At 44.8% G+C, this 25,905-nt stretch carries 24 protein-coding genes; 12 read left to right on the top strand and 12 right to left on the bottom strand.

What is annotated here, in order from left to right:
• Nucleotides 1-82 precede the first annotated feature (82 nt).
• The 4 genes from ABIO93_RS11175 to ABIO93_RS11160 all read left to right on the top strand — a co-directional run bounded on the left by ABIO93_RS11175 (nt 83) and on the right by ABIO93_RS11160 (nt 6,440).
• On the top strand, nt 83-3,268 hold the full coding sequence (locus ABIO93_RS11175; RefSeq protein ID WP_348067535.1) for a SusC/RagA family TonB-linked outer membrane protein: 3,186 nt from the start codon (nt 83-85) through the stop codon (nt 3,266-3,268).
• Between the two features lie 10 nt (nt 3,269-3,278).
• Nucleotides 3,279-4,877, top strand: coding sequence for a SusD/RagB family nutrient-binding outer membrane lipoprotein (locus ABIO93_RS11170; protein WP_348067533.1), 1,599 nt, complete (start codon nt 3,279-3,281; stop codon nt 4,875-4,877).
• Nucleotides 4,878-4,988: 111 nt separating this feature from the next.
• Nucleotides 4,989-5,504, top strand: a complete 516-nt coding sequence (locus ABIO93_RS11165; RefSeq protein WP_348067531.1) for a phosphoheptose isomerase — start codon at nt 4,989-4,991, stop codon at nt 5,502-5,504.
• A 39-nt stretch (nt 5,505-5,543) separates the two neighbouring features.
• Nucleotides 5,544-6,440, top strand: coding sequence for a DUF72 domain-containing protein (locus ABIO93_RS11160; RefSeq protein WP_348067529.1), 897 nt, complete (start codon nt 5,544-5,546; stop codon nt 6,438-6,440).
• 33 nt (nt 6,441-6,473) lie between these two features.
• On the opposite strand, the gene ABIO93_RS11155 is transcribed toward ABIO93_RS11160, so the two are convergent.
• A complete protein-coding gene (locus ABIO93_RS11155) occupies nt 6,474-7,421 on the bottom strand; it encodes a 3',5'-cyclic-nucleotide phosphodiesterase (protein WP_348067527.1) in 948 nt (315 codons plus the stop codon).
• A gap of 126 nt (nt 7,422-7,547) precedes the next feature.
• Here ABIO93_RS11155 and ABIO93_RS11150 point away from each other — a divergent pair, with 126 nt between their 5' ends.
• Together ABIO93_RS11150 and ABIO93_RS11145 are read left to right on the top strand one after the other, a co-directional pair.
• Complete coding sequence (locus ABIO93_RS11150) at nt 7,548-7,997, top strand: GNAT family N-acetyltransferase (protein ID WP_348067525.1); 450 nt, start codon at nt 7,548-7,550, stop codon at nt 7,995-7,997.
• Between the two features lie 45 nt (nt 7,998-8,042).
• Nucleotides 8,043-8,417 carry a VOC family protein gene (locus ABIO93_RS11145; protein WP_348067523.1) on the top strand — a complete coding sequence of 125 codons (375 nt, stop codon included), beginning with the start codon at nt 8,043-8,045 and terminating at the stop codon, nt 8,415-8,417.
• Between the two features lie 6 nt (nt 8,418-8,423).
• Here the strand turns inward: ABIO93_RS11145 and ABIO93_RS11140 are convergent, their stop codons facing one another.
• Together ABIO93_RS11140 and ABIO93_RS11135 are read right to left on the bottom strand one after the other, a co-directional pair.
• Nucleotides 8,424-8,795: a helix-turn-helix domain-containing protein gene (locus tag ABIO93_RS11140; protein ID WP_348067521.1), complete on the bottom strand. Its 372-nt coding sequence runs from the start codon at nt 8,793-8,795 to the stop codon at nt 8,424-8,426.
• 2 nt (nt 8,796-8,797) lie between these two features.
• Nucleotides 8,798-9,085 carry a type II toxin-antitoxin system HigB family toxin gene (locus ABIO93_RS11135; RefSeq protein ID WP_348067519.1) on the bottom strand — a complete coding sequence of 96 codons (288 nt, stop codon included), beginning with the start codon at nt 9,083-9,085 and terminating at the stop codon, nt 8,798-8,800.
• A 175-nt stretch (nt 9,086-9,260) separates the two neighbouring features.
• Here ABIO93_RS11135 and ABIO93_RS11130 point away from each other — a divergent pair, with 175 nt between their 5' ends.
• Entirely contained in the window at nt 9,261-10,307 is a 1,047-nt protein-coding gene (locus ABIO93_RS11130) for an AI-2E family transporter (RefSeq protein ID WP_348067586.1), read from the top strand.
• Nucleotides 10,308-10,358: 51 nt separating this feature from the next.
• Here the strand turns inward: ABIO93_RS11130 and ABIO93_RS11125 are convergent, their stop codons facing one another.
• The 4 genes from ABIO93_RS11125 to ABIO93_RS11110 all read right to left on the bottom strand — a co-directional run bounded on the left by ABIO93_RS11125 (nt 10,359) and on the right by ABIO93_RS11110 (nt 15,343).
• Nucleotides 10,359-11,660, bottom strand: coding sequence for an AarF/ABC1/UbiB kinase family protein (locus ABIO93_RS11125; protein ID WP_348067517.1), 1,302 nt, complete (start codon nt 11,658-11,660; stop codon nt 10,359-10,361).
• A 2-nt stretch (nt 11,661-11,662) separates the two neighbouring features.
• Complete coding sequence (locus tag ABIO93_RS11120; RefSeq protein WP_348067515.1) at nt 11,663-12,337, bottom strand: TetR family transcriptional regulator C-terminal domain-containing protein; 675 nt, start codon at nt 12,335-12,337, stop codon at nt 11,663-11,665.
• Nucleotides 12,338-12,452: 115 nt separating this feature from the next.
• Entirely contained in the window at nt 12,453-13,820 is a 1,368-nt protein-coding gene (locus ABIO93_RS11115) for a D-arabinono-1,4-lactone oxidase (RefSeq protein ID WP_348067513.1), read from the bottom strand.
• Between the two features lie 32 nt (nt 13,821-13,852).
• Complete coding sequence (locus ABIO93_RS11110; protein WP_348067511.1) at nt 13,853-15,343, bottom strand: PLP-dependent aminotransferase family protein; 1,491 nt, start codon at nt 15,341-15,343, stop codon at nt 13,853-13,855.
• A 77-nt stretch (nt 15,344-15,420) separates the two neighbouring features.
• On the opposite strand from ABIO93_RS11110, the gene ABIO93_RS11105 reads away from it, so the two are divergent.
• Complete coding sequence (locus ABIO93_RS11105) at nt 15,421-17,382, top strand: TonB-dependent receptor (protein ID WP_348067509.1); 1,962 nt, start codon at nt 15,421-15,423, stop codon at nt 17,380-17,382.
• A 58-nt stretch (nt 17,383-17,440) separates the two neighbouring features.
• Nucleotides 17,441-18,217, top strand: coding sequence for an alpha/beta hydrolase (locus tag ABIO93_RS11100; protein ID WP_348067507.1), 777 nt, complete (start codon nt 17,441-17,443; stop codon nt 18,215-18,217).
• A gap of 13 nt (nt 18,218-18,230) precedes the next feature.
• On the opposite strand, the gene ABIO93_RS11095 is transcribed toward ABIO93_RS11100, so the two are convergent.
• The 5 genes from ABIO93_RS11095 to ABIO93_RS11075 all read right to left on the bottom strand — a co-directional run bounded on the left by ABIO93_RS11095 (nt 18,231) and on the right by ABIO93_RS11075 (nt 21,779).
• Complete coding sequence (locus tag ABIO93_RS11095; protein WP_348067505.1) at nt 18,231-19,208, bottom strand: NAD(P)H-quinone oxidoreductase; 978 nt, start codon at nt 19,206-19,208, stop codon at nt 18,231-18,233.
• A 22-nt stretch (nt 19,209-19,230) separates the two neighbouring features.
• Entirely contained in the window at nt 19,231-19,599 is a 369-nt protein-coding gene (locus ABIO93_RS11090; RefSeq protein WP_348067503.1) for a YccF domain-containing protein, read from the bottom strand.
• Between the two features lie 57 nt (nt 19,600-19,656).
• Complete coding sequence (locus ABIO93_RS11085) at nt 19,657-20,319, bottom strand: pseudouridine synthase (RefSeq protein WP_348067501.1); 663 nt, start codon at nt 20,317-20,319, stop codon at nt 19,657-19,659.
• A 123-nt stretch (nt 20,320-20,442) separates the two neighbouring features.
• The gene (locus ABIO93_RS11080) at nt 20,443-20,679 is read right to left on the bottom strand and encodes a hypothetical protein (protein WP_348067499.1); all 237 of its coding nucleotides are present in this window, start codon (nt 20,677-20,679) and stop codon (nt 20,443-20,445) included.
• A gap of 50 nt (nt 20,680-20,729) precedes the next feature.
• Nucleotides 20,730-21,779 carry a DUF3500 domain-containing protein gene (locus ABIO93_RS11075; protein WP_348067497.1) on the bottom strand — a complete coding sequence of 350 codons (1,050 nt, stop codon included), beginning with the start codon at nt 21,777-21,779 and terminating at the stop codon, nt 20,730-20,732.
• A gap of 160 nt (nt 21,780-21,939) precedes the next feature.
• Here ABIO93_RS11075 and ABIO93_RS11070 point away from each other — a divergent pair, with 160 nt between their 5' ends.
• From ABIO93_RS11070 to ABIO93_RS11060, 3 genes are all read left to right on the top strand, one after another.
• The gene (locus ABIO93_RS11070) at nt 21,940-23,286 is read left to right on the top strand and encodes a deoxyguanosinetriphosphate triphosphohydrolase (protein ID WP_348067495.1); all 1,347 of its coding nucleotides are present in this window, start codon (nt 21,940-21,942) and stop codon (nt 23,284-23,286) included.
• 108 nt (nt 23,287-23,394) lie between these two features.
• Entirely contained in the window at nt 23,395-24,519 is a 1,125-nt protein-coding gene (locus ABIO93_RS11065) for an FIST N-terminal domain-containing protein (RefSeq protein ID WP_348067493.1), read from the top strand.
• A 1-nt stretch (nt 24,520) separates the two neighbouring features.
• Nucleotides 24,521-25,861 carry an ATP-binding protein gene (locus ABIO93_RS11060; protein WP_348067491.1) on the top strand — a complete coding sequence of 447 codons (1,341 nt, stop codon included), beginning with the start codon at nt 24,521-24,523 and terminating at the stop codon, nt 25,859-25,861.
• Nucleotides 25,862-25,905: the final 44 nt, after the last annotated feature.

Below are 25,905 nucleotides of genomic sequence, written 5' to 3'. Positions count from 1 at the left end.
ATTGACCGGTGGTATATTTGATTTAAGTTTTAGCATTATGCCCTTTGTGTAACCTAACCAATACGTACCAGATTAAAAGTGTATGAAAAAAAATCTACTGATTAAGATGTTGGTACTGTTCTCTGTGCTCGCTCTTCCGGGCTATGCACAGGACATGACAGTATCCGGGAAAGTAAGTGATGCGAGCGGCGGCGAAATAGCCGGAGTGAACGTAGTAGTGAAAGGAACTACAAGAGGCACTACAACCAATGACAAAGGAGATTACAGCATCTCCGTAGAAAAAGGCAAAACATTAACATTCAGCTACATCGGCTACGTCTCAAAAGAGGTGGTAGCGAATGCAACTTCTATGAACGTTTCGCTTGCAGCCGAGGCCACCGCATTGAATGAAGTCGTGGTGACTGCCCTCGGTATCAGCAGGGACAAGAGAGCGCTTGCGTACTCCATTACCGAGGTTAACGGAAGCAATCTTACCGCTGCCCGCGAAGCCAACCTTGGTAATGCATTGGCTGGCCGCGTCGCTGGGGTGAACGTCAGCAAAATCGCGAGTGGACCGGCTGGTTCGTCTCGTGTAATTATCAGGGGGAATAAATCTTTGCAGGGTAATAACCAGCCGCTGTATGTGATCGATGGTATTCCAATGGATAACAGTAACTTCGGACAGGCCGGCCTTTGGGGCGGTTCTGATGAAGGGGATGGTTTGTCCAGTATCAACCCCGACGACATTGAATCAATTACAGTATTAAAAGGAGCCAATGCAGCTGCACTTTATGGCTCACGCGCTGCCAATGGTGTTATCAACGTAACCACCAAACGCGGTACAAAGAGGAAAGGCATAGGCATTGAATTCGGATCGAACTATGTATTTGAAAAATTGAATGACCTTTCAGATCTGCAGCATTCATATGGTGCCGGATCCTATGTTGAAAAAGTAGCTTCGAAACCTGCTAACCAGAACCAGGCCTACGAATGGGGTGATGACTCATGGGGACCTAAGTTTGATGGTAGCTCAGTAGTGGGATTTGACGGAAAAATGCACCCATATTCCTACGGAGGCGATAATTTCTCTCGCTACCTCAAAACCGGACATGCATTTACCAACAACCTAGCATTCTCGGGAGGTAGTGAAACTCAGAATTTCCGTGCATCTGTTACCAACCTAAAAAGCACATCCATTATACCAAATTCAGGTTTTGACAGAATCAATATTTCACTTTCGACACAAGCCAAGTTTGGAAAAAAACTAACTTTGGATGCTAAGGTGCTTTATTCAGAAGAAAAAGCAAAAAACAGACCAAACGTATCTGACTCACCGGGAAATGCAATCCAGACGCTCTGGAGAATTCCGGGTGATATGAATGTGCTGGACTATTACGGTGATCCAAGTAAACCAGGTGCAATACCGGCCGGAACCGACGCGGCAAGCCTGAATATCTGGGGTAAAGAGGTAGGAGAAGAATTGCAACAGGCAAATAACAACTGGGGACAAAACCCATACTGGACTGCCTATCAGTTCATTAAATCCGATCAGAAAAACAGGATCATTACCTCGGGTCAGTTGAAATACCAACTTACTGACTGGCTTTTCATTCAGGGACGTGTTGGTTTGGATAAATATACCCGCCGCTCGGAAGGGCTTACTCCGGAAGGAACTGGTTATCAGCGCGGTGGTGCAAGAAGCCTTGGTAACTGGAATGTTTCAGAGCTCAATGCAGAGTATACCATCGGAATCACCAAAGAATTTGGCAAATTCGGAATTACTGCATTTGGTGGTGGTAACCGCATGAGAAGAAAGTTCGAATCGACCAATATCTATGGTAATGGATTCAATGTTCAGTTCTTCCCTGCTTTGAACAACATCAAAGGCAAATCGTTCGATTACTATCCGGAAGAATCGGGTATCAACTCGCTGCTCGGATCTGCTGAGGTATCCTATGACGGGTTCCTGTTCCTGACCGCAACTGCACGTAATGACTGGTTCTCGGTACTGAACCCGGAAACAAACAGCATTCTTTATCCTTCTATCGGGTCAAGTTTTGTATTTTCTGATGCGATCAAAGGATTGCCATCCTGGATTTCTTACGGTAAAGTACGGGCGTCGTGGGCACAGGTGGGCAACGTTACCATCGGGCCATACGCGACCAACCTGACTTACTCATTGAATGGAAACCCGCATCTGGGTTACTCCATGGCATCATTCTCTTCGGCAATGGGTAACGGCGGTAACATTCCAAATGCCAACCTGAAACCCCTTACTGTGACAGAAACTGAGTTTGGTATCGACTTCCGTTTGTTCAACAACAAACTGGGTGTTGACTTCACTTACTACGATCAGCAAACTACCGACGATATCCTGAATGCAACCATTTCAAGAGCGTCCGGTTTCGGTAGTACTTCGGTAAACCTTGGTAAGCTACAAAACAGAGGTGTTGAATTGTTATTGACAGTTACTCCATTGAAAAGCAGCGTAGTAACCTGGGACGTGACTTTGAACCTTGCGAAAAACAACAACAAAGTGAAGTCACTGATCGACGGTGTAAACGAGTTAGTAATGGACGAACCTCGTACCAGAAACTCGTATGTAAAAAATATCGTGGGCCAGCCTTTCGGGATGATCACCGGTCGCGTTCAAAAAATGTCTCCTGATGGACAGCCAGTTTTCTATCCCGACGGACGTCCGGTAGGATCAGCAGGATACGAAATCATCGGAAACGGTATCGCGAAAATGACGGGTGGACTTACCAATGCATTCAATTACAAAGGTATAGACCTTTCATTCCTGGTTGACTTCAAAGTGGGCGGCGACCTTCTTTCAGGTACGAACATGAGACTTGATAGCTGGGGAGTTAGCAAAAACTCACTGCAAGGAAGAGAAGGCGAGGCTCCTTTAACGGTTACCGGTGTAACGCAGGAAGGAACAGAATACAAGCCTTTCACCAAAACATTGACCCCGCAGGAAGCATATAATTACTGGGGATCAGTAGGCGGTGAAACAGACGGTGTCACTTCCATGTACCTATATGATGCCTCATTTGTCAAGCTGAGACAACTGACATTGGGTTACACTTTCCCGAAAAAATTATTGGAAAAGACTCCACTTCAAAACCTGACGCTTTCATTCGTTGGTCGTAACCTGGCGATCCTGTTCAAGAATACTCCAAACATTGATCCAGAGTCCACCTACGCAAATGGTAACTCACAAGGTTTCGACTACTTCGGATTTCCTTCGACACGTAGCTATGGCTTCAATTTGAGAGCAACATTTTAATTACTGAAAAATGAAAAATTTGAAAAAATATATAAAGTACGGATTAGCTGTGGTACTGGTGACGGGCTGCGATACCCAGCAATTACATGACCTGAATATCAACCCGCAGGCTCTGAATGAGGTAGATTTGAACTTCATATTTACTTCAACCGAGCTGGCGATCGCTTCCAATGGTACCACCGGTGATAACCGCTACATCGACTGGCGGACCAACATCGGGATGTGCGCCTATGCGATCCAGCATCTGGCGAGCTCTGGCGGAGGTATTTCACCGGGCGACAAGTACAGTAGCAATGCGGAAACGAATGCAGCGCCATTCGAATTTACATATAATGACCAGCTTAAAAACGTTGCGGAGATTCTGAAACAATCTGGTCCGGGCGGGTTTGCAGAAGGTAAGTACAAAAACATGCGCAATGCAGCCCGGATCATCCGTGCATTTAGCTTCGCGCGTCTGACCGACTTCTATGGCAATGTTCCTTATTTCGAAGCAAACCAAGGTATTGAGGGAATTTTCTTTCCAAAATATGATACACAGGATGCCATTTACGCCGACCTTTTGAAAGAACTCGAAGAAGCTACCGCTGGTTTAAATGCCGCTAACGGTGATGAAGGCTTCACAGATGCCGACTTCATTTACAAAGGCGATATCACCAAATGGAAAAAGTGGGGATATTCCCTCATGCTTCGTCTGGCGATGCGTATTTCTAATGTAGATGCAGCCAAGGCGGCGACTTATGTAAGCAAAGCGGCAGCAGGCGGCGTGTTTGCCAGCAATGCGGACAACGTGTGGGTCACTATGTCGGACGGACCGAGCGAATGGGTGAACCAGAATGGTATTTCACGCGCATTTGATCCTGGTGATGGCGGGCAACCTTCCTATCTGAGCGCAACCTTGGTTAACTTTCTTAAAGGTACAAATCAGGCTGTGGCCACCGATGATGATCCGCGTTTGATGGTCATCAGCGGAGGAATTGGCGACTGGACTGCGACTTCCTATACTCCTACCCAACTGGATCCGGTGAAACAAAAAGGAATGCCGAACGGTTTCGATCAGGCCATGCTGGACAAGCTGGAAGGAAAAACTGTTGATGTTTCGAAAACGTATTCCCGCATTAATGTGAAAATGCTGCAGGATGCGGACCCATACATGATCATGAATTATGGAGAAGTTGAATTCCTTCTGGCAGAGGCCATTGAGCGTAAAATCGGATCAGGAATTGCCGGAACTGCCAAATCGCATTACGATGCAGGTGTGAAGGCTTCCATGCAAATGTATACCCCTTATGATGCTACGCTGACGGTTGCTGACGCGGCTGTTACCAAGTATCTCACCACTTATCCGTACGGCGTCACCAAACCTGCATTGGAAATGATCGGAGAGCAGCTATGGGTCAATAAGTTCTTTAACTGGTGGGAAGCATGGTCGGACTGGAGAAGAACAGGATTTCCTAAACTGACGCCGACTAATTATCCCGGCAATGTAACAGGAGGAACGATCCCGGTAAGACTCAGATATCCGACCAACGAAGTAGCAGGAAATCCAAATTATCAAACCGGCGCAACATTGCCGGACGACTTTACTACCAAAGTTTGGTGGGACAAATAGTATAAATTAGTAGATATAATTCAAAAGATGTCCTGAATATTTTGGGGCATCTTTTTGTTTTTTATCCTAATTTTGAAACTCACGCCATTTCTACTTATTATCCATTTCAATATGATACAGTCATTTACAGCGGCAGCTGACAAGGATGTTGTTTTTGCAAAAGTCCAGCAATTTATAGACGAACAAGGATTCACAGTTGTAAGTAAGGATCATTCCCGTCCATGGGGAGGCTTTTTTGTTTTGGAAGAAAGTGAAGCTCCTAAGTTTATCTCCACGTTTTTTCCTCATCTCTCGCTGGAAGATTTTGCAGGATACGAAAAGCTAAGCCCGAAAATACTGGTAGTAGCACCCAATAAGCGTCTGTCATGGCAATATCACCACCGCCGTGCCGAAATATGGAAAGTAATTGGAGGAAAGGCCGGAATCGTGATCAGCGATACGGACGAGGAAACCGAATTGCAACAATTACCCATCGGTACCGTAATTAATTTGAAAAAAGGGGAACGTCACCGTTTGGTTGGTGTTGATGAATGGGGGTTTGTTGCAGAAATCTGGCAGCACACCGATCCTAGTAGTCCTTCCGATGAAGATGATATAGTAAGAGTACAGGATGATTTCGGAAGATAATATCCTTTAAAATACAGATTCCACTTAACTTAACCAGTCATGAAATTCGGAAAAGTAGATGACCCAGATAGCATTGATTTTACATTACCCCCTGATCCGCCAGCAAATAAAAAGCTTTTGGAAGACGCCAGGCAGTCGGGTAAGCCGAATATTTACATTGGTTGTGCTAAGTGGAATAAGGCCGATCTGAAAAGTTTTTACCCCAAAGGTACCAAGGACGAACTCGCCTATTACGCTACCCAGTTCAACAGTATCGAGCTTAATGCGACGTTTTACAACAATTTCCCGGTTGAAACGATCGAGGGCTGGTACACTAAAACGCCGGCAGAATTCAGGTTCTTCCCCAAATTGCATCAGGGAATCAGTCATTGGAAACGGCTGAAAGATGCAAAGGAACCAACGGATATTTACCTGGACGGCATTTCGAATCTGCAAGAGAAACTGGGTATGCTGTTTCTTCAGTTGCCTGATAATTTTGGCCCAAAAAACTGGGAAGCATTAAAAGCCTATCTGGAAGAATGGCCATCAGGCTTCCCACTGGCGCTGGAACTGAGGCATACAGGCTGGTACGATGGGTCATGGAACAGTGACGACCTTTACAATGTGCTTGAAAAGAAAAACATCACGCACATTGTTACCGATTCGGCCGGTCGTCGTGACCTGCTACACATGCGCCTGACCACGCCTACTGCGTTCATTCGTTACAATGGCGCCAATGTAGATTCGGACTATACCCGGCTGGATGACTGGTTTGAGCGTTTGAAACTTTGGGTAAGCGAAGGAATTCAGAACATCTACTTCTTTGTGCATCAGAATCATGAAGAAGCTTCACCACTGCTGTCGGCTTACCTCATTAAGAAATTCAATGATGAGCTGGGAACAGATCTAAAAATTCCGGCGGACCCCAAAAAAGATACACAAGGCAAGATATTCTAAACAAATGGCCCGGGTTTAAAATCCGGGCCATTGCTATTTAAGATCGAATGCGACACCCTGCTCAGTGAAGATCAGATTTACTCCCAATGTATTCGCAGCCAAAAGCTGTTTTTTGATCAACTCTTCATTGTTACCTGCTGGTTTAATGTGCGTGACGACCACATTGAGACCCTTTACATTTTCTAATCCGCTCAGTTCGGCAAGCTGACTTAACTCTTTCATAAACCATTTGGGAGTTAGGTGGCCATATAATTTTTTATCAGGTTGTTCATTGGGGTAAGATACTTCGAGAAATATTCCCTTCAGCTTTTTTGCCTTTACCAAAGGAGCGACTGCCTGCCAAACCGCTTTCATTCTACCCGTCCCCTCCACCTCATCTGGCCCAGTATCTCCAAAATAGAGTACATAATCCCCATTGTTCGCAACTAGAAAAGCTGCGCTCTCATAGGGATTGGAATGGCTTAATTTAAAAGCCTTCATACTCATTTGCGTATTTTCAACAGATATTTCTGCATCTTCGGCAAGGACATTGTATTTGTATTTTTTCAAAGCTGGCGCATTTCCGTCACTTCCCATATTGGGCCAGCTCTGCCAGTTGAAGTAATGATTTTTGATTACTTCCATGCATGTATTGAACCCGTACAGATTTTTGACTGTATCGTCAATGGAGTTAATGATCATGCCCGACAAATGATCGAGATGCGGGTGCGAGATCAGGTATGCTTTGAGGTATTTTTTCAAGACAACATCCGGCTTGACATTGAATACCCCATTTGCAATTGCTTTTTCAATCCCCTGACTCACACTACCGCCGTCAAAACAGACAAAATCATTTGAATGGGCCGGCGCCACCATGTACGCCGACATATTACCATCGATATTTCCACCTTTCACGCCGAGCGGAACCACTTTGAAGCCTTCCTGAGCGAAAGACGCAAAGCATGAAAGGAGTAAAACGCAAATGAAACTAGTTGCTCGCATGATTTTATTTAGGGAAGTGACCCGGCAATATTCACTAATAATTCGCATTTGAGAAAATGGAGAACCTTAATATTTACACATCAGTTAGCCAGGAACATAGTAAATTGTAGCCTTAGAATGTAATTTATGACACGCATCAAACGTACCAACAGCGACGATCCGGATTTTCAAAAACTTACAAACGCACTCGACATCGAGCTATGCAGAATCTATAACACCCAACAGGCTGACTACGAAGAGTTCAACCGCATTACCGATCTTCCGACTGTTGTGCTGGCGTATGAAGATGATATTCCGGTGGGTTGTGGTTGTTTCAAAAAATATGATGACACCACCATTGAAATCAAACGAATGTATGTGGAGCCATCTTTTCGCGGAAAAGGCATTGCATCCGGCATTGTAAATGAGTTAGAAACCTGGGCATTGGAACTGAAAAACAGCTTTGCTGTACTCGAAACAGGAAAAAAACAACCGGAAGCCGTTGCTATGTATCAAAAACTGGGATATCTACTCACCGAACGGTACGGGCAGTATTCCGATTGGGACAACAGTATATGTATGAGGAAGCAGTTATAAATGCAGTCGTACTTACTTTTTAATTCAAACTTCAATTACACTTCCATGACAAAGAAAATCCTTGGGCTAAGAACCAACATTTACAAAGTTTCCAACATCAGCGAGGCTAAAAAATGGTACGCTGTGGTGTTTGAAACAAATCCTTATTTCGACGAGCCGTTTTATGTCGGCTTCAATATCGCAGGCTTTGAATTAGGATTACAGCCTGACGAAACCCCGGCAGATCAAAAAAGTGACAATGTTGTAACCTACTGGGGCGTGGAAGACATTCATTCCGAATATGAAAAATTCATTGCCGCGGGCGCTACCACCCACGAAGCTCCGACCAATGTTGGAGGAGAAATCATGGTGGCTTCCGTCAAAGACCCCTGGGGAAATGTGGTTGGCTTGATCTATAATCCTGAATTTAAGGTCGAATAGGGCTGCCTAAATATGCTGCAAAATAAAATCAGCAGGAACATTCAGCTTGGTATGGACGGCTTTGATGAAAGGAATATCCGGTTTTTGCTTTCCGTTTAGGATCAGCGAAAGCTTAGCTCCGCTAACACCCAGCGTTTTGGCCAGGTCCTTTTGTTTCAATTTCATCTCATACATGCGCAGTTCAATCATTCCTTCCAGCGTCCTTGGCGGCTCAATGTAGTAATGCTCCTGTTCGTAAGCCTGGGCTGCCAGGGCCATTTTGTATAATTTTTTTGACTCAACGTCAGAGATATTGGCCTCTCCCTTGTTCATGATGTCCAAAATATCCTCCATTATACTTTCGTATTCTGGCTCAGTTTTTATTTTTTCAAATTCCATGATTATTTCTTTCTAAATTTTATGGTCGAAGCGTCAATTTTGTCATAATCGTTATGCGTCCCGATAAAAAGAATGTAAATAGTTCTGACATTAAAATTGATTAATGCAACCAGTCGATAGTTGTTCCCTTTAATGTTAAATACGTAGCGGTCGTTTCCGACAGAATCAACGGAGTTAAATGTTTCCTTTAATTGGTGAAAATTGGCCCAATTTGTTTTTTGGACTATTTTGTACCACAAGTTTAAAGAAGTAGCGGAATCGTGGTGTGCTAGCGCAAATTCCCTAATCATCTTGTAACTGATTACGACCATTATGAATTATTATAGTGTGTTTACACAAAGTTAATAAAATTTAATATTTCACAAACTAATTTAGAATCCCTAAACAAAACCCAAATTGACTGAGTCCAGCGAAACCCAATTTTATCAAAAATTTTCTCTTTCCCTTCTTGGCATAGGTCTCGTCATGCTGGCCATATTCCTCGGTCAGGATATTATTGTGCCACTGGCTCTTGCTGGGCTCATTGCAGTGCTACTCCGCCCCGTGGAAAGTTGGCTGATGCGGATCGGCGTCCCCAAAGTCATTGCGATCAGTCTTGCTGTGTTACTGGCTGTTGTACTTGTGTCCGGGGTGGCAGTATTGCTATCCATGCAACTTTCTGATTTTTCAGACGAATGGCCTAAGCTGAAAAAAAATATCAACGAATTTTACCGAGACGCGAGGAGATGGATTCGCAGGGAATATAGCGTAAGTTATCGCCAGCAAGCCGAATACCTTAAAAACGCTCAGACGAAAACACTGGAAAATTTTCAGGGTGCCGAAACTTTGGGCGTAGTGACAGGCCCGCTGGGGACATTGATCCTCATACCCATATATGCATTTTTGTTGCTCTACTACCGCACCATGTTACTACATTTCATGGTGGTACTTTTTGCGGAAAAACACAAAGAAAAGGTGCTCGAAGCACTCGGACAGATCAAATCGATCATTCAAAGCTATATGGTAGGTCTACTTTTGGAAACGACAACGGTCGCTATCCTCAATTCAGTTGGGTTATTGATTTTGAATGTCCAGTATGCAGTACTATTGGGTATTATGGCAGCAATCCTGAACCTGGTACCCTACATTGGCGGGCTGGTTGCCACCGCACTTGCCGTAATGGTCACATTCATCAGTCATCCCGAGCCGGACACATTGCTCGGAGTTGTCGGGGTTTTTATCGCGGTTCAATTTATTGATAACAACTTCCTTGTGCCTCTGATAGTCGGTTCCAAAGTAAGAATCAATGCGCTGGTTTCCATTGTTGGTGTTCTGGTAGGGGGTGCATTGGCCGGTTTTTCAGGAATGTTCCTGTCTATTCCCGCGATTGCTATGATGAAAGTCATATTTGACCGCGTCGATGGCTTGAAACCCTGGGGTATCTTATTGGGTGATCAGACGCCCGAACAGGCGAATAATAATTTGTTCAGGCTGGTGAAACGCAGAAAGCCGCCGAAAGAAAATCAGGCATAAAAAATGCAGGCAATATGGGTTGCCTGCATTAAAAGGGGTTTTTGTTACTTGTTAAGCCACAAACTGTTTCGTATCCACGGTCGCCTTCAAATCGTGCAACAAGCTAAAAAGTCCGAAGAATGTCCTGTTGATGTAGATAAAATGCTTCGAGCCGCGGTTCATATTCATTTTGCGCAGCTCTTTGTCATTCGCATATTTCTCTCCCAATGCTGCCAGTTTCGCAAAAAACTGCTCATCAGAAAAATCGAATGTTTCAGATTGGAATGGCTGGGTCAACAGCGTGAGTATTTCCCGGAAGAGGTTCGAAAAATAAATGGTCTCTTCGCGGGTGTCCTTATCAGTCAATATTTCCAGTTCAAATAACCTTGAATGAAATATTGCCGGATCATTCAGATTTTCCGGCTCTGCCAGTTCGAAGTACGGCGTGTAAAATGCCTCCGGAATCTCCTTAATACAACCAAAATCAATGGCGATCAAATTGTCCTGATCATCCACCAGAAAATTTCCCGGGTGCGGATCTGCGTGCACCTTACGCAACTGATGCACCTGGAACATGTAAAAATCCCACAACGCTTGCCCGATCTTATTGGCGGTATACTGGTCCGGATTTGTCTTTACAAACTCTGACAAATGCTTGCCAGTCATCCAATCCATCGTAATGACACGCTCGCTGGAAAACTCAGGATAGTAGTTAGGAAATCTCAGATTCGGAATGTGTGCACAAGCTTCTGCAATTTCAGTACTCTGGGCAATTTCCAGAATGTAATTCGTCTCCTCCGTCAGTTTCGTCTCAACTTCCTTAAAATACTTGTCTGAGTCCTTCGTCTGAATGTTAAACATTTTCATGGCGATCGGTTTCACCAATGCGAGATCGGAAGAAATACTCTCCGCAACGCCAGGGTACTGGATTTTCACCGCCAGATTTTTTCCATTGGCAGTAGCCTTGTGAACCTGACCAATACTTGCTGCATTGATCGCATTTGGATCGAACGTATCAAATAGGTCCAATGGCGATTTGCCAAAATATTTCCTGAAAGTCCTTACTACCAGCGGCGCTGACAATGGCGGCACCGAAAATTGAGCTAGTGAAAACTTCTCCACATACGCTTGCGGAAGGAAATTCTTCTCCATACTCAGCATTTGCGCCAGCTTTAACGCGCTGCCTTTCAGGTTTTTGAGACCGTCGTAAATGTCCTCAGCGTTATTCGTATTAAGATTGTCCCGCGCTGACTCGGGATTAGTAATCTTTTCACCGTAATATTTCAAATAATTACCCCCGATTTTAACTCCGGTGGTAATCAATCTGGTGGCACGTTGTATTTTCGAAGTAGGTATGCTATCTATGGTCTCCATTCCTACTTCAGTTTTTCTTTAATGAGAAATTTACCAAAATCGATCACACTTTCGAGTGGTGTGGTATCGATCAGGTCAAAGGTGGCTCTGATGGATTTCTCGATAAAAAGATCCGTTTTTTCGAACCCGATCGATTCGTCATCCAGCCAGAATTTCAGCGTAACCATAAATTGTATCCACGCTCCCTCTTCCAAAGCATCCTGCTGCGCTTTATGTATCCTCTCGCTTTTTACTTTGAGATAGCCCGCGCTGATCTCGGTAATAAATGCCTTGAAATGTGTTCTGAATTCTTTCAGTTTCAATAAACTGTTCAGTCTGTTCTTCTCTTGCTTCAATGCAAGCACCACATAACTCCGGTTTGCCGTCAGAATTTCAAAATAAGTGTAGTAGTAAGTCAGCAGCTTATCCCGGAAGCCCAGTAAATCCAGATCACCGCTCTGGCTGATCAGGTTCACGGCCAGTTTGTGAAAGCTGACAAACACACTTTTCTCAATCGAATCAATGGAAGCAAAATGTTTGTAAAAATCCTTCTCAACCATTCCAATGTGCTTGCAGAATAAGTAGACCGACTCCGGCTTTTTACTATTCTCCAAAACATATTGCATAAATAACTCCGTAATCCTGTCTGCCGTAATTTCCTGGGCGGCGGCAGGTATGTCCTTTATTTTAGTAGCCATTATATTACCTGATTAATTGAGGTGATGAATTAGCAAAATCTTACTTACGGATAACGTAAGAAAAAGATCTGTACAGACATTTAGACAACAAAAATAATGGCCGGAATCATTCAATTCAGGCTCCAAAAATATTGAGGTTCAGGAAATCGTTACGAAATTTCCCCTTTGGATCATATTTTTTTGCAAGCTCCCGGAAGTCTGCAAAACGTGGATATCGTTTTTCCAGCAGATCGGGTGAAACCGTAAAAAGTTTGCCCCAATGCGGGCGTACATTGTAAGGTGCGAGTTCCTTTTCAATGATAGGCAATAGCTTACTAACAGCCGGCCAATCCTGCTTCCAGGTGAAGTGGATTGCCACCGAATCCTGCTTGTAACACGGGCTCATCCAGAAATCATCCGCCACAATGGTACGAATTTCGGAGGTTAATAGATGCGGGGTAATCTGTTTTCCAAGCCTGGAAACCGCCATGATCGCGTCCACCGCATGTTTACGGGGGACAAAATACTCGGATTGCAGTTCTACACCGCTACTAGGTGTAAAACCCATTTTGAAATGCGGCATACGTTCATACCACGGCCCTGCGACACCCATTTGTTCGGTACAGTTTTCTGCTGACAATTCGGGGATCGGATGGAGGTTTTTAGTAGCCAGTTTCCCGCCAAAAAATTCTTTATCCGGCTGCACTTTAAGTGGGTTCATGCTGTTCATTTTGAATTTGAGCCAAATCTCCGTAATGTCATTTGTAGCCCAATTCGTAAACAGGCTGACACTATATCCGCTATCCTGAATCTTGTCAAAATTGTCTCTTAACTGATCCAATGGAATATTTTCGTACACATATTGTCCCATCAGGAACGTGGGCTGAATGTCCAGCGTCACTTTCGTCACTACGCCCAATGCACCGAGGTTCACCACCGCCCCATTGAATTGATCCGCGTCCTTTTTACGGCTTAGCTGTACCACATCGCCACTCGCGGTGACCAGCTCCATCGCCGAAACGGCCGTCGAAAGGTTACCATTTTTCTCACCCGACCCGTGCGTAGCCGTTGCACAAGCACCTGCGACGGATATGTGCGGCAGCGAAGCCAGGTTATGCAATGCAAAGCCTTTTTGATGCAGGTAAGGGCTTAACTGACCATATTTCAAACCGGAATTAACCGTTACCGTTTTATTTTTTTCATCTATTACAATTTGTTCCTCGGCATTCACCAAAGAAACAAACTGATCTTTCGTGTCCGCAATGTTATTGAAACAATGCCGCGTCCCAAGGACTTTCAGCTTGTCGTACTTCTTCACAATTTCCTGAACCTGCTTCACAGACTTTGCATTATCCAGCCGCTCGGTACTGTATTCCAGATTACCAGCCCAGTTTTTTAGCTTATCGCTTGGGTTTCCATTGCTTGCAGCCCAGCCGGTTAATGGTGAAAATAAAGGAGCGGTCATTAAGGCAGATGATAGTTTGATAAAAGTTCGTTTCTTCATGAATGTGCATGGAAAAGTGATACAGCAATAAGCTAGGAACCATCACTTTCTAATACCTTTTGTAAAATATGAATCGATTCGCTCAGCTCTTCGGTGTCCATATTTCCAAATCCGAGCCGCATTGCACTTAGTTGGCCCGTCTGAAATAATAAGGTTTGTGGTAAATGCAGATTGTGTTTCAGGCATGCTTTGCTAACCCGCATGAGGTTGATGTCTTTTCGCCATTCGGTCCATATCGCGAGACCGCCCGGCGGAGATTTGAAAGACAAAAATTCGCTGAGATGATCCGTCAGAAGTCCACTGAGCTGGTCGCGTCGCTGGTGGTACACTTTCTGCGCCTTTTTAATGTGCCGCTGAATTTCTCCCTCATCCAAAAGCTCACCCAATGCCTGCTCCATCATCAAATCACCCTGCCTATCGATAATTCGCCTGAATTTACCCAGTTCTGTGATCAGGTTCTCCGGCGCGACAATGTAACCCGACCGAAGTCCCGGCGCCAAAGCTTTGCAAAATGAACCGACATATACCACCATTCCCGCACTATCGGCACTGGCCAGCGGTAAAACCGGACTACTATGATAGTGAAAATCATAATCGTGGTCGTCTTCCAGAATGATAAAGCCATATTTGACCGACAAATTCAGCAGTTCCACCCGTCTTTCAGCGCTCAGTGTAACCGTGGTAGGGTAATGATGGTGAGGTGTAATGTAAAGCATCCTGATCCGCGTCGTTTCGCAAAGCCGCTTGATCGCCTCCACCGAAATCCCCTGATCATCAACCGGTACCGAAAGAATATTCGCGCCGGCTTGTTGAAAAATCATATTGGCCACATAGTAGCTCAGGTTACCCACGACCACATTGTCTCCCTTTTTGATCAGAAGCATCGAAGCCAGGTAAATGCCCATTTGAATGCCCCGGGTAGTGATGATATTCTCTTTGCTGACGTGCAATCCACGAGTATTGTTGAGATAGCCCGCCAGCTTTTCCCTGAAAAACGCATTGCCTTCAACGTGCGAATAACTCAGATACTTACGGTTATTATTTCGTTTTAAAACACTGGAATAGGTTTTCGCGAGCTTGTCCATGGGTGCCAATCTTACATCCGGGAGTCCGTCGGTAAATTCAAGATCCACTTTGGAAACTGACACCGGGCGGTCGAGCAGCATGCTTTGGTCAAAGGCAAAACCGGTTTGTTTCGGATAGCTAACCAGGTCATTTGCATTGAATTCCAGCGGACTAGCAGTAGAAACCGGCGATTTTTTGGTTACAAAAGTGCCTTTATTAGGCAACATTTCGATCCAGCCCTGCGCATCCAGCTCATCGTATGCTGCTACCACCGTTTTCCGGTGTACTTCCAGTGTTTCAGCAAGCGATCGGGTACCGGGCAATTTCACGCCTTTGGTAAGCAGGCCGCGCTGGATCGCATTGATCATTTGGCGGGCTATTTGCAGGTATACAGGTGTCCCGGAGAGCCGGTCCAGCAGTATTACATTTTTGAATGGTATTTCAACCGGACTACTCATTAGATTAAAACCGGAGCATGTTAACAGTCCGGCAAGATAGTAATTTTGTAGAAGTAATATTTTTTGAATCACCCGACATGAATAGACATTACATTCAAATCGCTCTCACTTTCCTATTTGCAGTACCGCTCGCCTCAGCCCAGGAGATTTCACTGGACCCGGTCACGGTAACCTCCTCGCTCGCTGAAAAAAGAGCTTCTCAAACTGGCCGTAACATTGCCGTTATCAAAGGTGAATATTTCCAAAATCTGCCCGTACATAGTATCGATGATCTTTTGCGCTACGTACCAGGCGTCGAAATCCAGGCGCGCGGACCGATGGGCTCGCAAAGTGACATTGTACTTCGCGGCGGAACATTCCAGCAGGTACTTGTGATCCTCGATGGATTGCGTTTAAATGATCCTAATACCGGGCATTTCAATAGCTACATACCCATTTCTCCCTCAGAAATTGAGCGGATCGAGGTTTTGAAAGGTGCTTCCTCCGCCATTTATGGCTCCGATGCCGTGGGCGGGGTTATTCATGTGATTTCCAAAACATTCGCGGCAAAATTGCAGACCGGCGATGGAGAAACGAATGGCTTATTCAGCAAAAAGTCAAATCTGAATGCAGCAGTTACTGGCGGCGAATACGGATTGTTTTCTGCCAATGTCGGTGGATTCATTCAGCGCAATAAACTGTCGGTATCGGGAGGACTATTGTCCAATAATGCTTCTGGCGTGCAGCAGAGAGGTATTAAAGGATATTTTCACAATAATACCGCTTCACTTTCCCTGAATTATGCATTGTCTCCAAACTGGACGCTGGGTGTAAGAAGCGCCTACGACCACCGCGATTTTGCAGCGCAGAATTTCTATACAGTCATCAAGTCTGATACGGCTAGCGAAACTGTAAAAACCTCCTGGAACCAGTTGAGGCTGGGCTATAAAAAGAACAAAACGACGGTTACCTTCGATGGCGGCTACAAATTCGTGCGTGACCATTATCTCTTTAACCCACATTCTATTGCCAACAGCAGCAAATCACAGCTTTGGCAAGGGCTATTAGTTTGGCAGCAAGCATTGACCCAAAATAGTAACCTGATCTCGGGATTGAATTATCAGAACAGAAATATTGCGTCCAATGACCGCGGCGACCATTCATTAAATCAGTTTGCCCCATTTGTTTCATTGGTTCAAAGCTTTGGTCAGTACTTTACGGTAACACCGTCCATCCGGGTAGACTGGCGTGAAAGTATCGGTACGGAAGCTGTTCCGCAGATTAATATTTCATTCAAAAAGGACAGCTGGCAACTTCGCGGAAGCGCTGGTAAAACGATCAGGGACGCTGATTTTACGGAGAGATTTAATAACTACAATAAAAAACTGGTTACCGGCGGCAATGTTGGTAACCCGAACCTGAAAGCGGAGAGTTCATTCAGCTATGAAGCAGGAGCGGACTGGTTTGCAGGTAATAGCGGCACTTCTCAGCTTAAAATTTCTGGTACATTTTTCCAGCGCCTTCAAAATGACCTGATCGACTATGTTACCACGCCGTACGCCAATATGCCCAGAAAAGATAACCTTTCACCGACCGGAAGTTTTGGACTAGCATTAAACATCGCAGAAGTGAATACAACCGGCTTTGAAATTGATTTTCAATCTGTTAACACAATAAGCGAAAGCCAGAAATTGCTCCTTAATGCTGGATTAACCTGGCTCGACAGCAAAAACAGCAGCTCAGTTCAATCATTCTATGTTTCGTCTCATGCCAAGTTCCTAACCAATTTCTCGGCAGTGTACCAAGTGTCAGGATTTTCATTAAGCCTCAATGGATTGTACAAAAAACGCGCAGCACGGGAAGCTACCGCCATCGAAGCTTCTATCACCAAAAACTATTTTCTCCTGAATGCGAAAGCTGAGTATGCATTTATCAATCGCACACTGGCGGTTTTCGTCCAGGCCGACAATGCTTTCGATATTCAATATAGTGATCTGCTGGGTTCCAAAATGCCAGGAAGATGGCTGATGGGAGGGTTGCGTTATAACTTATCCAGGTAGCCGCGAATCTTAATGGTACAGGAGTTCGTATATTCGGAAGCCAGCGAGTTTTAAACTTATGCCTTCGAATATTCGGATTCCCTGTACATTCCTGTTTATCAGCCTGTTGCTTTACAGTCACCATCACTTTAGCCAAAGTACTGTCAAGGATTCTCATCAGCCGATAACCAGAACGAAAATGAATGTGTACTTTTTAAGCGGTCTGGGTGCGGATAAACGGGTTTTCAGCCAACTTAAACTAGACGATCAGTTTATCATTCATCACATTGAATGGATTGAGCCGCAAAAAAAAGAACCTCTGGCACATTATGCCGCCCGGCTGGTCCCGCAAATGGATACTACCCAGCCATTTCAGCTGGTAGGGCTTTCTTTCGGAGGGATTATCGCTTCCGAACTCTCCAATATCACCCATCCCGAACAAATCGTCATCATTTCAAGTACGCCGACTGGTGTTCCAATTTCGAAATTTTACAGGGGTTTGGTTAAATTTCTGCTCCTTTCTCCATTTTCCGCGCCACTTCTAAAATCAACCAATTCGTTTACTTACAAATTTTTCGGAGCCAATACACCGGAGCTTAAAACCTTATTGAAAGACATTTTGCACGATACCGATAGCAAATTTCTAAAATGGGCGCTCATTCGTATGAGCAGCTGGGACAGGAAAAGTAAGGCTGAGAATCTGTATCACATTCACGGGTCGGCTGACCGGCTTATTGACATTAAATTAGTCAAACCGGATGTGGTGATTGAGGGCGGAGGACATTTAATGGTGTACGCGCAGGCTGAACAGATATCTGCGATTTTGAACAAAAAACTGAAAAGTGAGGAGTATTAGTCAAACCTAGTTTCTACCCATTATTGACCAGGATAATTTTCCCGATATGCCCGCTATCCTCCATTAAAGTATGTGCCCTGGCTGCTTCCGAGAGCGGGAACTGATGGGATATCACGGCTTTGAATTTTCCATTTTCCAAAAGCGGCCATACGTGCTGTTTTATTTCCCCCGCCAGTTTGGATTTAAATTCCGGTTCGCGATTTCGTAGCGTACTGCCGGTAATGGTCAGCCGGTTTTTCATAATGAGGCCAAAATCAACATGGTCTACTTTGTTTCCATCCATCATATTGATAAAAACAAGTCTCCCGTCGGCACGTAATAACCTTATATTTTTGAGAATGTAACTTCCTCCCACCATATCAAGGATTACATCAATTCCAATGTTTTTCAGAACTTCCTCGAACTCTTCTTTTTTGTAGTTAATGCTAAGATCAGCACCCAGTTCATCACACGCCCTGCATTTCTCATCGGTACCGGCAGTCGTAAAAACCTGTGCGCCAAATGCTTTCGCTAGCTGAATGGCCGTAATTCCAATGCCGCTGCTTCCGCCATGTACCAGAAAATTTTCGCCCGCCTGCAATGCTCCTCGCTGAAACACATTATGCCACACGGTAAACACGGTCTCCGGCAGAGATGCAGCCTGTACAATGTCAAAACCCCGGGGTACTGGAAGGCAATGTCCTGCGTGCGCTAGCGCATATTCCGCGTAGCCGCCTCCTGTGAGTAATGCACAAACCCGATCGCCTATTTTCCAATCTGTTACCAGATCGCCGGTTTGCTCAATAATTCCTGCCACTTCCAGTCCAGGAATATCTTTCGGTGCGCCGGGTGGGGGCGGATAATTTCCTTTTCGCTGATAAACGTCCGGGCGGTTAACTCCTGCGGCATAAACTTTGATCAGTACCTGATTTGCCCCAGGCTTCGGAATGTCGGTTTCCCTGATCTGCAAGACCTCAGGAGCGCCGGGCTGCGTGATGACAACGGCTTTCATATAAGCATTTTAAGAAAACAAATTAGTAAACTTCCTTACCAAAAGGAGTGAAAGACAGGCTCATCAATTTGAAATGCTGTTTTGCAAATGGAAGGCCGATGATGGTGATGGCCAAAATTATTCCAAAAACAAGATGCGTGAGCGCAATCCAGATACCGCCGAGGAAAATCCAGGCGATGTTGAACAATGTGGACAGGCAACCTGTATTCATGGGCACTTCACGTACCTGGCGTCCAAACGGAAACAGGGCCAGGATACCAATTTTGAAACATTGAAGGCCAAATGGAATTCCAATAATAGTGGCACAGAGAATGAGGCCGGAGATCATGTATTCGAGGAAAACGATGAAGCCCCCAAAAACCAGCCAGATAATATTTCCGATCAGATTCATTTTCAAAATGGGTTTAATGAGTAAGAATGGAAGTAAATCTAACGGCTGTGTAAGCTGCTAGCCGATGTTTTTGACAGACGGCACAGGTAACAAACGATCGGAAGAATTCGCTGAATTCCAGTTGTTGATCTTCAATAATCTGAAAAACTCTACCTCTTCCAGTTCCTTCACGCCTCCCGGTGCCAGGTCTCCCAGTTCCAGGTCCTCAATACTCGCCCTGACCAATCTTTTGCAGCGATGGCCCGCAGTTCGTACCATTTTCCTTACCTGGTGATATTTACCCTCAGTCAAAGTAATGCTCAGCCAGGTATGTGGCACATTTTGGTTGGCCTCATTTTCAATTTTCGATAAAATCGGCGGTCTCTCAATGATCTCAACTTCGCAAGGTGCTGTAACATAATCGCCTCCACCTTTCACCCGGATAGCAATGCCTGTGCGCAGGAGCTGCAATGTTTCCTGACTGACGTGGTAACCCACATTGACCCAATAAGTACGCTTATGCGGCACCTCGCCCTGAAAAAGCAGATTAGTTACTCTTTTATTAGTAGTAAGGATCAAAAGCCCCTCAGAATGGCTGTCGAGCCGCCCGATCGCATGCGTCCCCTCCGGAAAATCATAGTCCAGATCACCCAGCAAGCCCACATCGTCGGAGCTGACAAACTGCGAAACCATGTTCGCAGGCTTGTTGATTATAAAATAACGGAATGTTGTTGGGGTCATTAATGTGTTTAGAATTCCCATCCCAAATTTTCGGGATCCTGATGAGTATTCCAAATAGTTTATTTTTTCTAATCCAATAGCTTAAAATATGTTTACGATCATTCAGTGCTTGTAGGGACCATTTTACATTTTTAGCCATTCTTCCATATTATCATTTGCCTCCTGATCAGTTAAAAATTCTCCGGTTTTAATTTGTTCTCGTCCAGTGTTGATAGCAGTTCTTTGATCAGCGGTTAATTTAAAAGGCTCTTCAATTCCAGTTTCCATACCCAGCAGACGGTACGCCTCAGCGAGAAGATCTTCATTCTCAATTTCCTGAATTTTGCTAATCAACCGTTCTTTCAAATCGACTGTGGACATACTACTATGATTTTGGTTATCCGAAAATACAAAACTTTTCAGTCTGCTCGCTACTTCCCATGCCCCTTTTCATAATGCGCCTTCAACATATCTTCTCCAAAATCATTGGTAAGATCTCTCACAACTGAATGGATATGGTTGCCTCCGTTTTGGGTATTATCGAACTCAATGAGGAAAGTAGGGCCGTGAATGCGGTAGTAATGTCCGTGTCCCATCCCTATTTCTGGTTTTTGATCCCCCATCCAGGCAAAATGTATTTGGTTCAGGTCACCTTTTTCAAGCTGGCTCCACTGCTGATTTTTCAGGGTAACGTGATAACGCTGCAGATAAGCCATGATCAGGTTTTTGAACATCGCCTTCTGCGCGGCAGTCATTTCGCCCATTGGAATCCCTTCCATTTTCTCTAATGAGGCTTTTCTGGAATTGGAAGTAAACATTTCGTTAGGAGCCTTTGCCCCCAGCGACGCCTTTTGTGCCTGAGATTCATTGAGGCTGTTGAGCAGTTCAAATGCCAGGTCCTGCTCTGCTTTCAATATCCGTTTCCCTTTCTGAGGCACTTCCGCCAGGACCTGCCCCGGATTACTGCCCATAAAGCTCGGCGTGTAAGTAACCTGACCATTCATGGACGAAAAATGCAGGGATAAATGATGGCCTTCCATGCGCCAGCCCCAGAGATTGTTACCAGGTGTGCCAAAAACAAGGAATGCATAGTTTTCAGGATCGCGGTAAGAATCATTCGCCGGGCGGGTTTCCACTACTCTCAGCACATTTTCCAGATCAATGATCTGCTCCGCCTTACTGTAACCTTCCTGACTCAAAACCAGGCTGACCATCGCCATAGCAGCTTTTCGCTGATTGGCATCCATTCCTTTAAATGTCAGTCCCTTGCGTGCCCGGGGTGTAAAGTTCCAATCAAACCGGGCCGGATCGGTGTAGGACAGCACTGTTTCTTTTTGCTGTTCCGGTGAAAGTGATTTCAGGAAAGCATTCGCTGTTTCCGCCATTTGCCGCGCCAGTTTCTCCTCTTTATTTTCAAATGCAAAAGCACCGGAAATGATCATGAGGCTGATCAGACAGGCTAGTATCGATATCTTTTTCATACACAGGCTATTTGGGATTTTACAATTCATTCTGATAAAAGTAAAAGGGACAGGCTGTTTGAAACTACCATTGCCGCCATACTTTGTACCGCCTGATTACATGCTGTAATTTTCAGTAATTGCCGAAAGCAGTTAGCTTTGCCACGCACAAATTTTAAAGATGATGAAGTGGGAAAAATTACTTTCTGCCAAGCGTTGGGGAAGTGAAGACAAGTACAATCCTGATCCCGCTGAGGCCCGATCTGAATTTCAGCGTGATTACGACCGGCTGATATTTTCTTCTCCATTCCGCAGGTTGCAGAATAAAACACAGGTTTTCCCGCTTCCGGGCAGCGTTTTTGTTCATAACCGGCTTACACACAGCCTGGAAGTAGCCAGTGTAGGAAAGTCACTCGGAAGGATTTTTTATAATAAATTGAAAAGTGACGACCCGGATATCGACAACCAATTGCCGCTTATTAGCGAGATAGGTAACATTGTTTCGGCTGCATGCCTGGCGCATGACCTGGGTAATCCCGCATTCGGGCATTCTGGCGAAGCTGCTATTTCACATTACTTCACCGACGATGCCGGATTGAAATACAAAAACATCGTAACGGAAGCGCAATGGACCGACCTGATACATTTTGAAGGAAATGCTAATGCTTTTCGCATTCTGACGCATCCCTACGCAGGAAAAGGTTACGGCAGTTTCGCCCTCACGTATTCGACGCTGGCGTCTATTGCCAAATATCCCTGCGAGTCGCTGGCGGGACATAATAAGTCACAAATCCATACCAAGAAGTACGGCTTTTTCCAGTCGGAACAATCGGGTTTTCAAAAAATAGCGGATGACTTAGAATTGGACAAGGTGACGGACTCTCCGCTGGTTTACAAACGGCACCCGCTGGTTTATCTGGTAGAAGCTGCCGACGATATCTGCTACAACATCATTGACCTCGAAGATGCTCACCGTCTCAAAATCCTGTCATACCATGATGTAGAAACACTTTTGCTCAGGCTTTGTAATGATCCGAAAATGCCCGAAAGATTAGCTGACATTGATGACGATGACGCCAAAATCAGTCTTCTCAGGGCAAAATCCATTAATACATTGATCGGTGCATGTTCAGAACTATTTTATAACGAACAACAACCAATACTCGATGGAAACTTCAATCTCAGCCTGATCGATGGAATTGCAGAACCTTACCGGGCGGTGATGAAGGACATTGCCAAGATTTCTGTCAGCAAAATTTATAACTATTCCTCCGTTGTGCAGATTGAAGTGGCAGGTTATAAGGTAATGGGCGGCTTGCTAGAAGAATTTATTCCGGCCTACCTGAATAATCATTCACACTACACTAGAAAGCTGGTGGACCTGATTCCCAAGCAGTTCATTACTTCGAAAACCGATGAATATTCGAAGATCCAGACGGTACTGGATTTTGTATCAGGAATGACAGACTTGTACGCGGTAGAACTGTTCAGAAAGATCAAGGGAATCTCTTTCCCTTCGATCGCCTAGACGACGTATTTACTAGATTTACATAGAGTTAGCTGTAAAATTAATTCGTCTGTCAAAAGTTTTCCTTAAATTGTAGTTCGAACTTAAAGTCCCAAAATATGCCTATTTATGAACATTGAGCAGTTCGTTTATACAGACAATTCATCCCCAATAAGATTTTCTTTTACTCCTCAGCTATTCTTTATTTTCGGGCACAGGGAATTGCTGGAAACAAGTGACATTATTAATCAGCTAGCAAAAAAGTACCCGTACGCAATCTTTTCGGGATGCTCCACAGCAGGAGAAATCGCTAACGAATTTGTAAAGGATCATACTATCATTATTACGGGGATTCATTTTGAAAATACAGCTGTCAAAAGTTCAAAAATAGCGCTGAGCAGCATTCAGTATAGCAGTATCGAGGCGGGGCGGCAACTGGTTGCCAAGCTTCCAACCGAAGGATTAAAACACGTATTTGTCGTTTCCGACGGGCTCAGGGTTAATGGTACAGACCTGGTTAAGGGAATGCTAGAAGGGCTCGAAAGCGAGGTAACCCTCACCGGCGGACTGGCTGGCGACGGGGCAAAATTTTCAAAAACCCTGATCGTTGAACCAGACGGCGTTATTGCAAGTGAATCGGTTGCAGCGATTGGTTTTTACGGAGACGCTCTTTCTATTGGCTTTGGTTCTCGCGGAGGCTGGGATAGCTTCGGACTGGACAGGCTGGTTACGAAGTCTACCGAGAATGTGCTTTTTGAGATAGACGGACAGCCAGCACTTGACCTTTACAAATCATTTTTGGGAGATAAAGCGAAGGACCTTCCTTCTTCCGGACTGCTTTTTCCACTCAGCATGCGGGATAGCGAAGAGCGCGCACCGGTTGTTCGGACCATCCTGGGAATCAACGAAGATGACAAAAGCCTGACATTTGCAGGCGATATACCGCAAGGATCATTCGTAAGATTGATGAAAGCAAATAACGACAGACTGATCTCAGGTGCAGAAGAAGCGGCACATGCGGCATCCAAAGGGCTGACTAACAGTCCTGAATTCGCCATTCTTGTCAGTTGTGTGGGCCGAAAACTGGTACTCAAACAAATGGTAGAAGAAGAAGTTGAGAGCGTGTCAGAAGTACTGGGTGGACCGGTGATGACTGGTTTTTATTCATACGGAGAGCTGGCGCCATTCAACCGCGACTCATTATGTGAGCTTCATAACCAAACCATGACCATTACCACTTTCAGGGAACAGTAGCATGTCAACGATTGAGATAACAGACACTAATTATCATAGGTTATTAAAAAGACAGATCAGAAAATCATTGCCACCCGAGCTGGCAGAACATCCGGGTATGCATGATTTTCTATTGTCCGTTCACCAGGCTTATACCGAATACCAGGACGATCTGGGCCGTGTGGAATTAATATTAGAACAAAGTTCAGGTGAATTATTCAAAGCTAACCGTGAGCTAACCCGTATTGCACAGGAAAAAACGGAAGAAGCCGCGTTGACCAATAAAAGGTTGGCGGAAGTGGTTAGCAGCATTTCGGAGGTATTGGTACAGATGGACCGGGATGGAAACATTATTTACCTGAATGAAGCCTGGAAAACGATTACGGGCTATCCTGTACATGAAAGTCTTGGCCGCAACTGGGTGGATTTCTTTTCCAGTCAGGACTCAAAGGAGAAAGTGGCTGAAATTTTAAATTCCAAAATGCAGACTGTGAATGATACAGTTCAGATCACTACACCGCGGGGCGAGGAAAAATGGCTTGGCGTATCATTGAGTCCGCAGTTTATGAATGATGAGCATGCTGGGTACAATGGTACTTTCTCCGATGTAACGGCAAGGGTCAATGCGGAAAAGAGGCTAAAATCTTATATGCGCGACCTGGAACGTATTAATGCTGAGCTGGACCAGTTTGCCTACGTGGTAAGTCATGACCTGAAGGCGCCACTGAGGGCGATCCACAATTTGTCGGAATGGATCGAGGAAGACATTACTGATTTGCTTAGCCAGGAGAACAAGGATCAATTCAGGTTGCTGCGCGCGCGGGTACACAGAATGGAAAACCTGATCAATGGAATTTTATCCTATTCGAGGGCAGGCCGCATTAAAACGGTCAAAGAAAAATTCCTTGTCAAAAACCTTGTGGATGACCTTTGTGAGACTTTTGGTACCAAAAAACCTGTCCGCTTTTCCGTCAAAGGCAACCAAAATCTTGAAATAGAAACCGAGAAGATCACGCTTACCCAGATTTTGCAGAACCTGATCTCCAATGGCATTAAATACAATGATAAGCCGGAAGTGGAAATGACGATCGGCTGGACGGAAAACGAGTCGGAATATGAATTTTTTGTAGGAGATAATGGCCCGGGAATCAGTCCGGAGTATCATGAAAAAATCTTTGTCATTTTCCAGACTTTACAAGCCCGGGACGTATTGGAAAGCACCGGTGTCGGGTTGGCAATTGTAAAAAAGATCATTGACGAAAAAGGCGGCGTGATACGCATTGAAACTACTATGAATGAGGGAACTATCTTCTTTTTTACCTGGCCAAAAAATGAATTAAAACACACAGAAACCATTGCATAACCCATATTTGATAACCGAACATATAAGATTAAAAAACCAAATGA

The sequence above is a fragment of the Dyadobacter sp. genome (assembly GCF_039919315.1).
Classification (GTDB): domain Bacteria; phylum Bacteroidota; class Bacteroidia; order Cytophagales; family Spirosomataceae; genus Dyadobacter.
The sequence above is the reverse complement of the archived record's forward strand: the minus strand, read 5'-3'. Positions and strand labels throughout refer to the sequence as shown.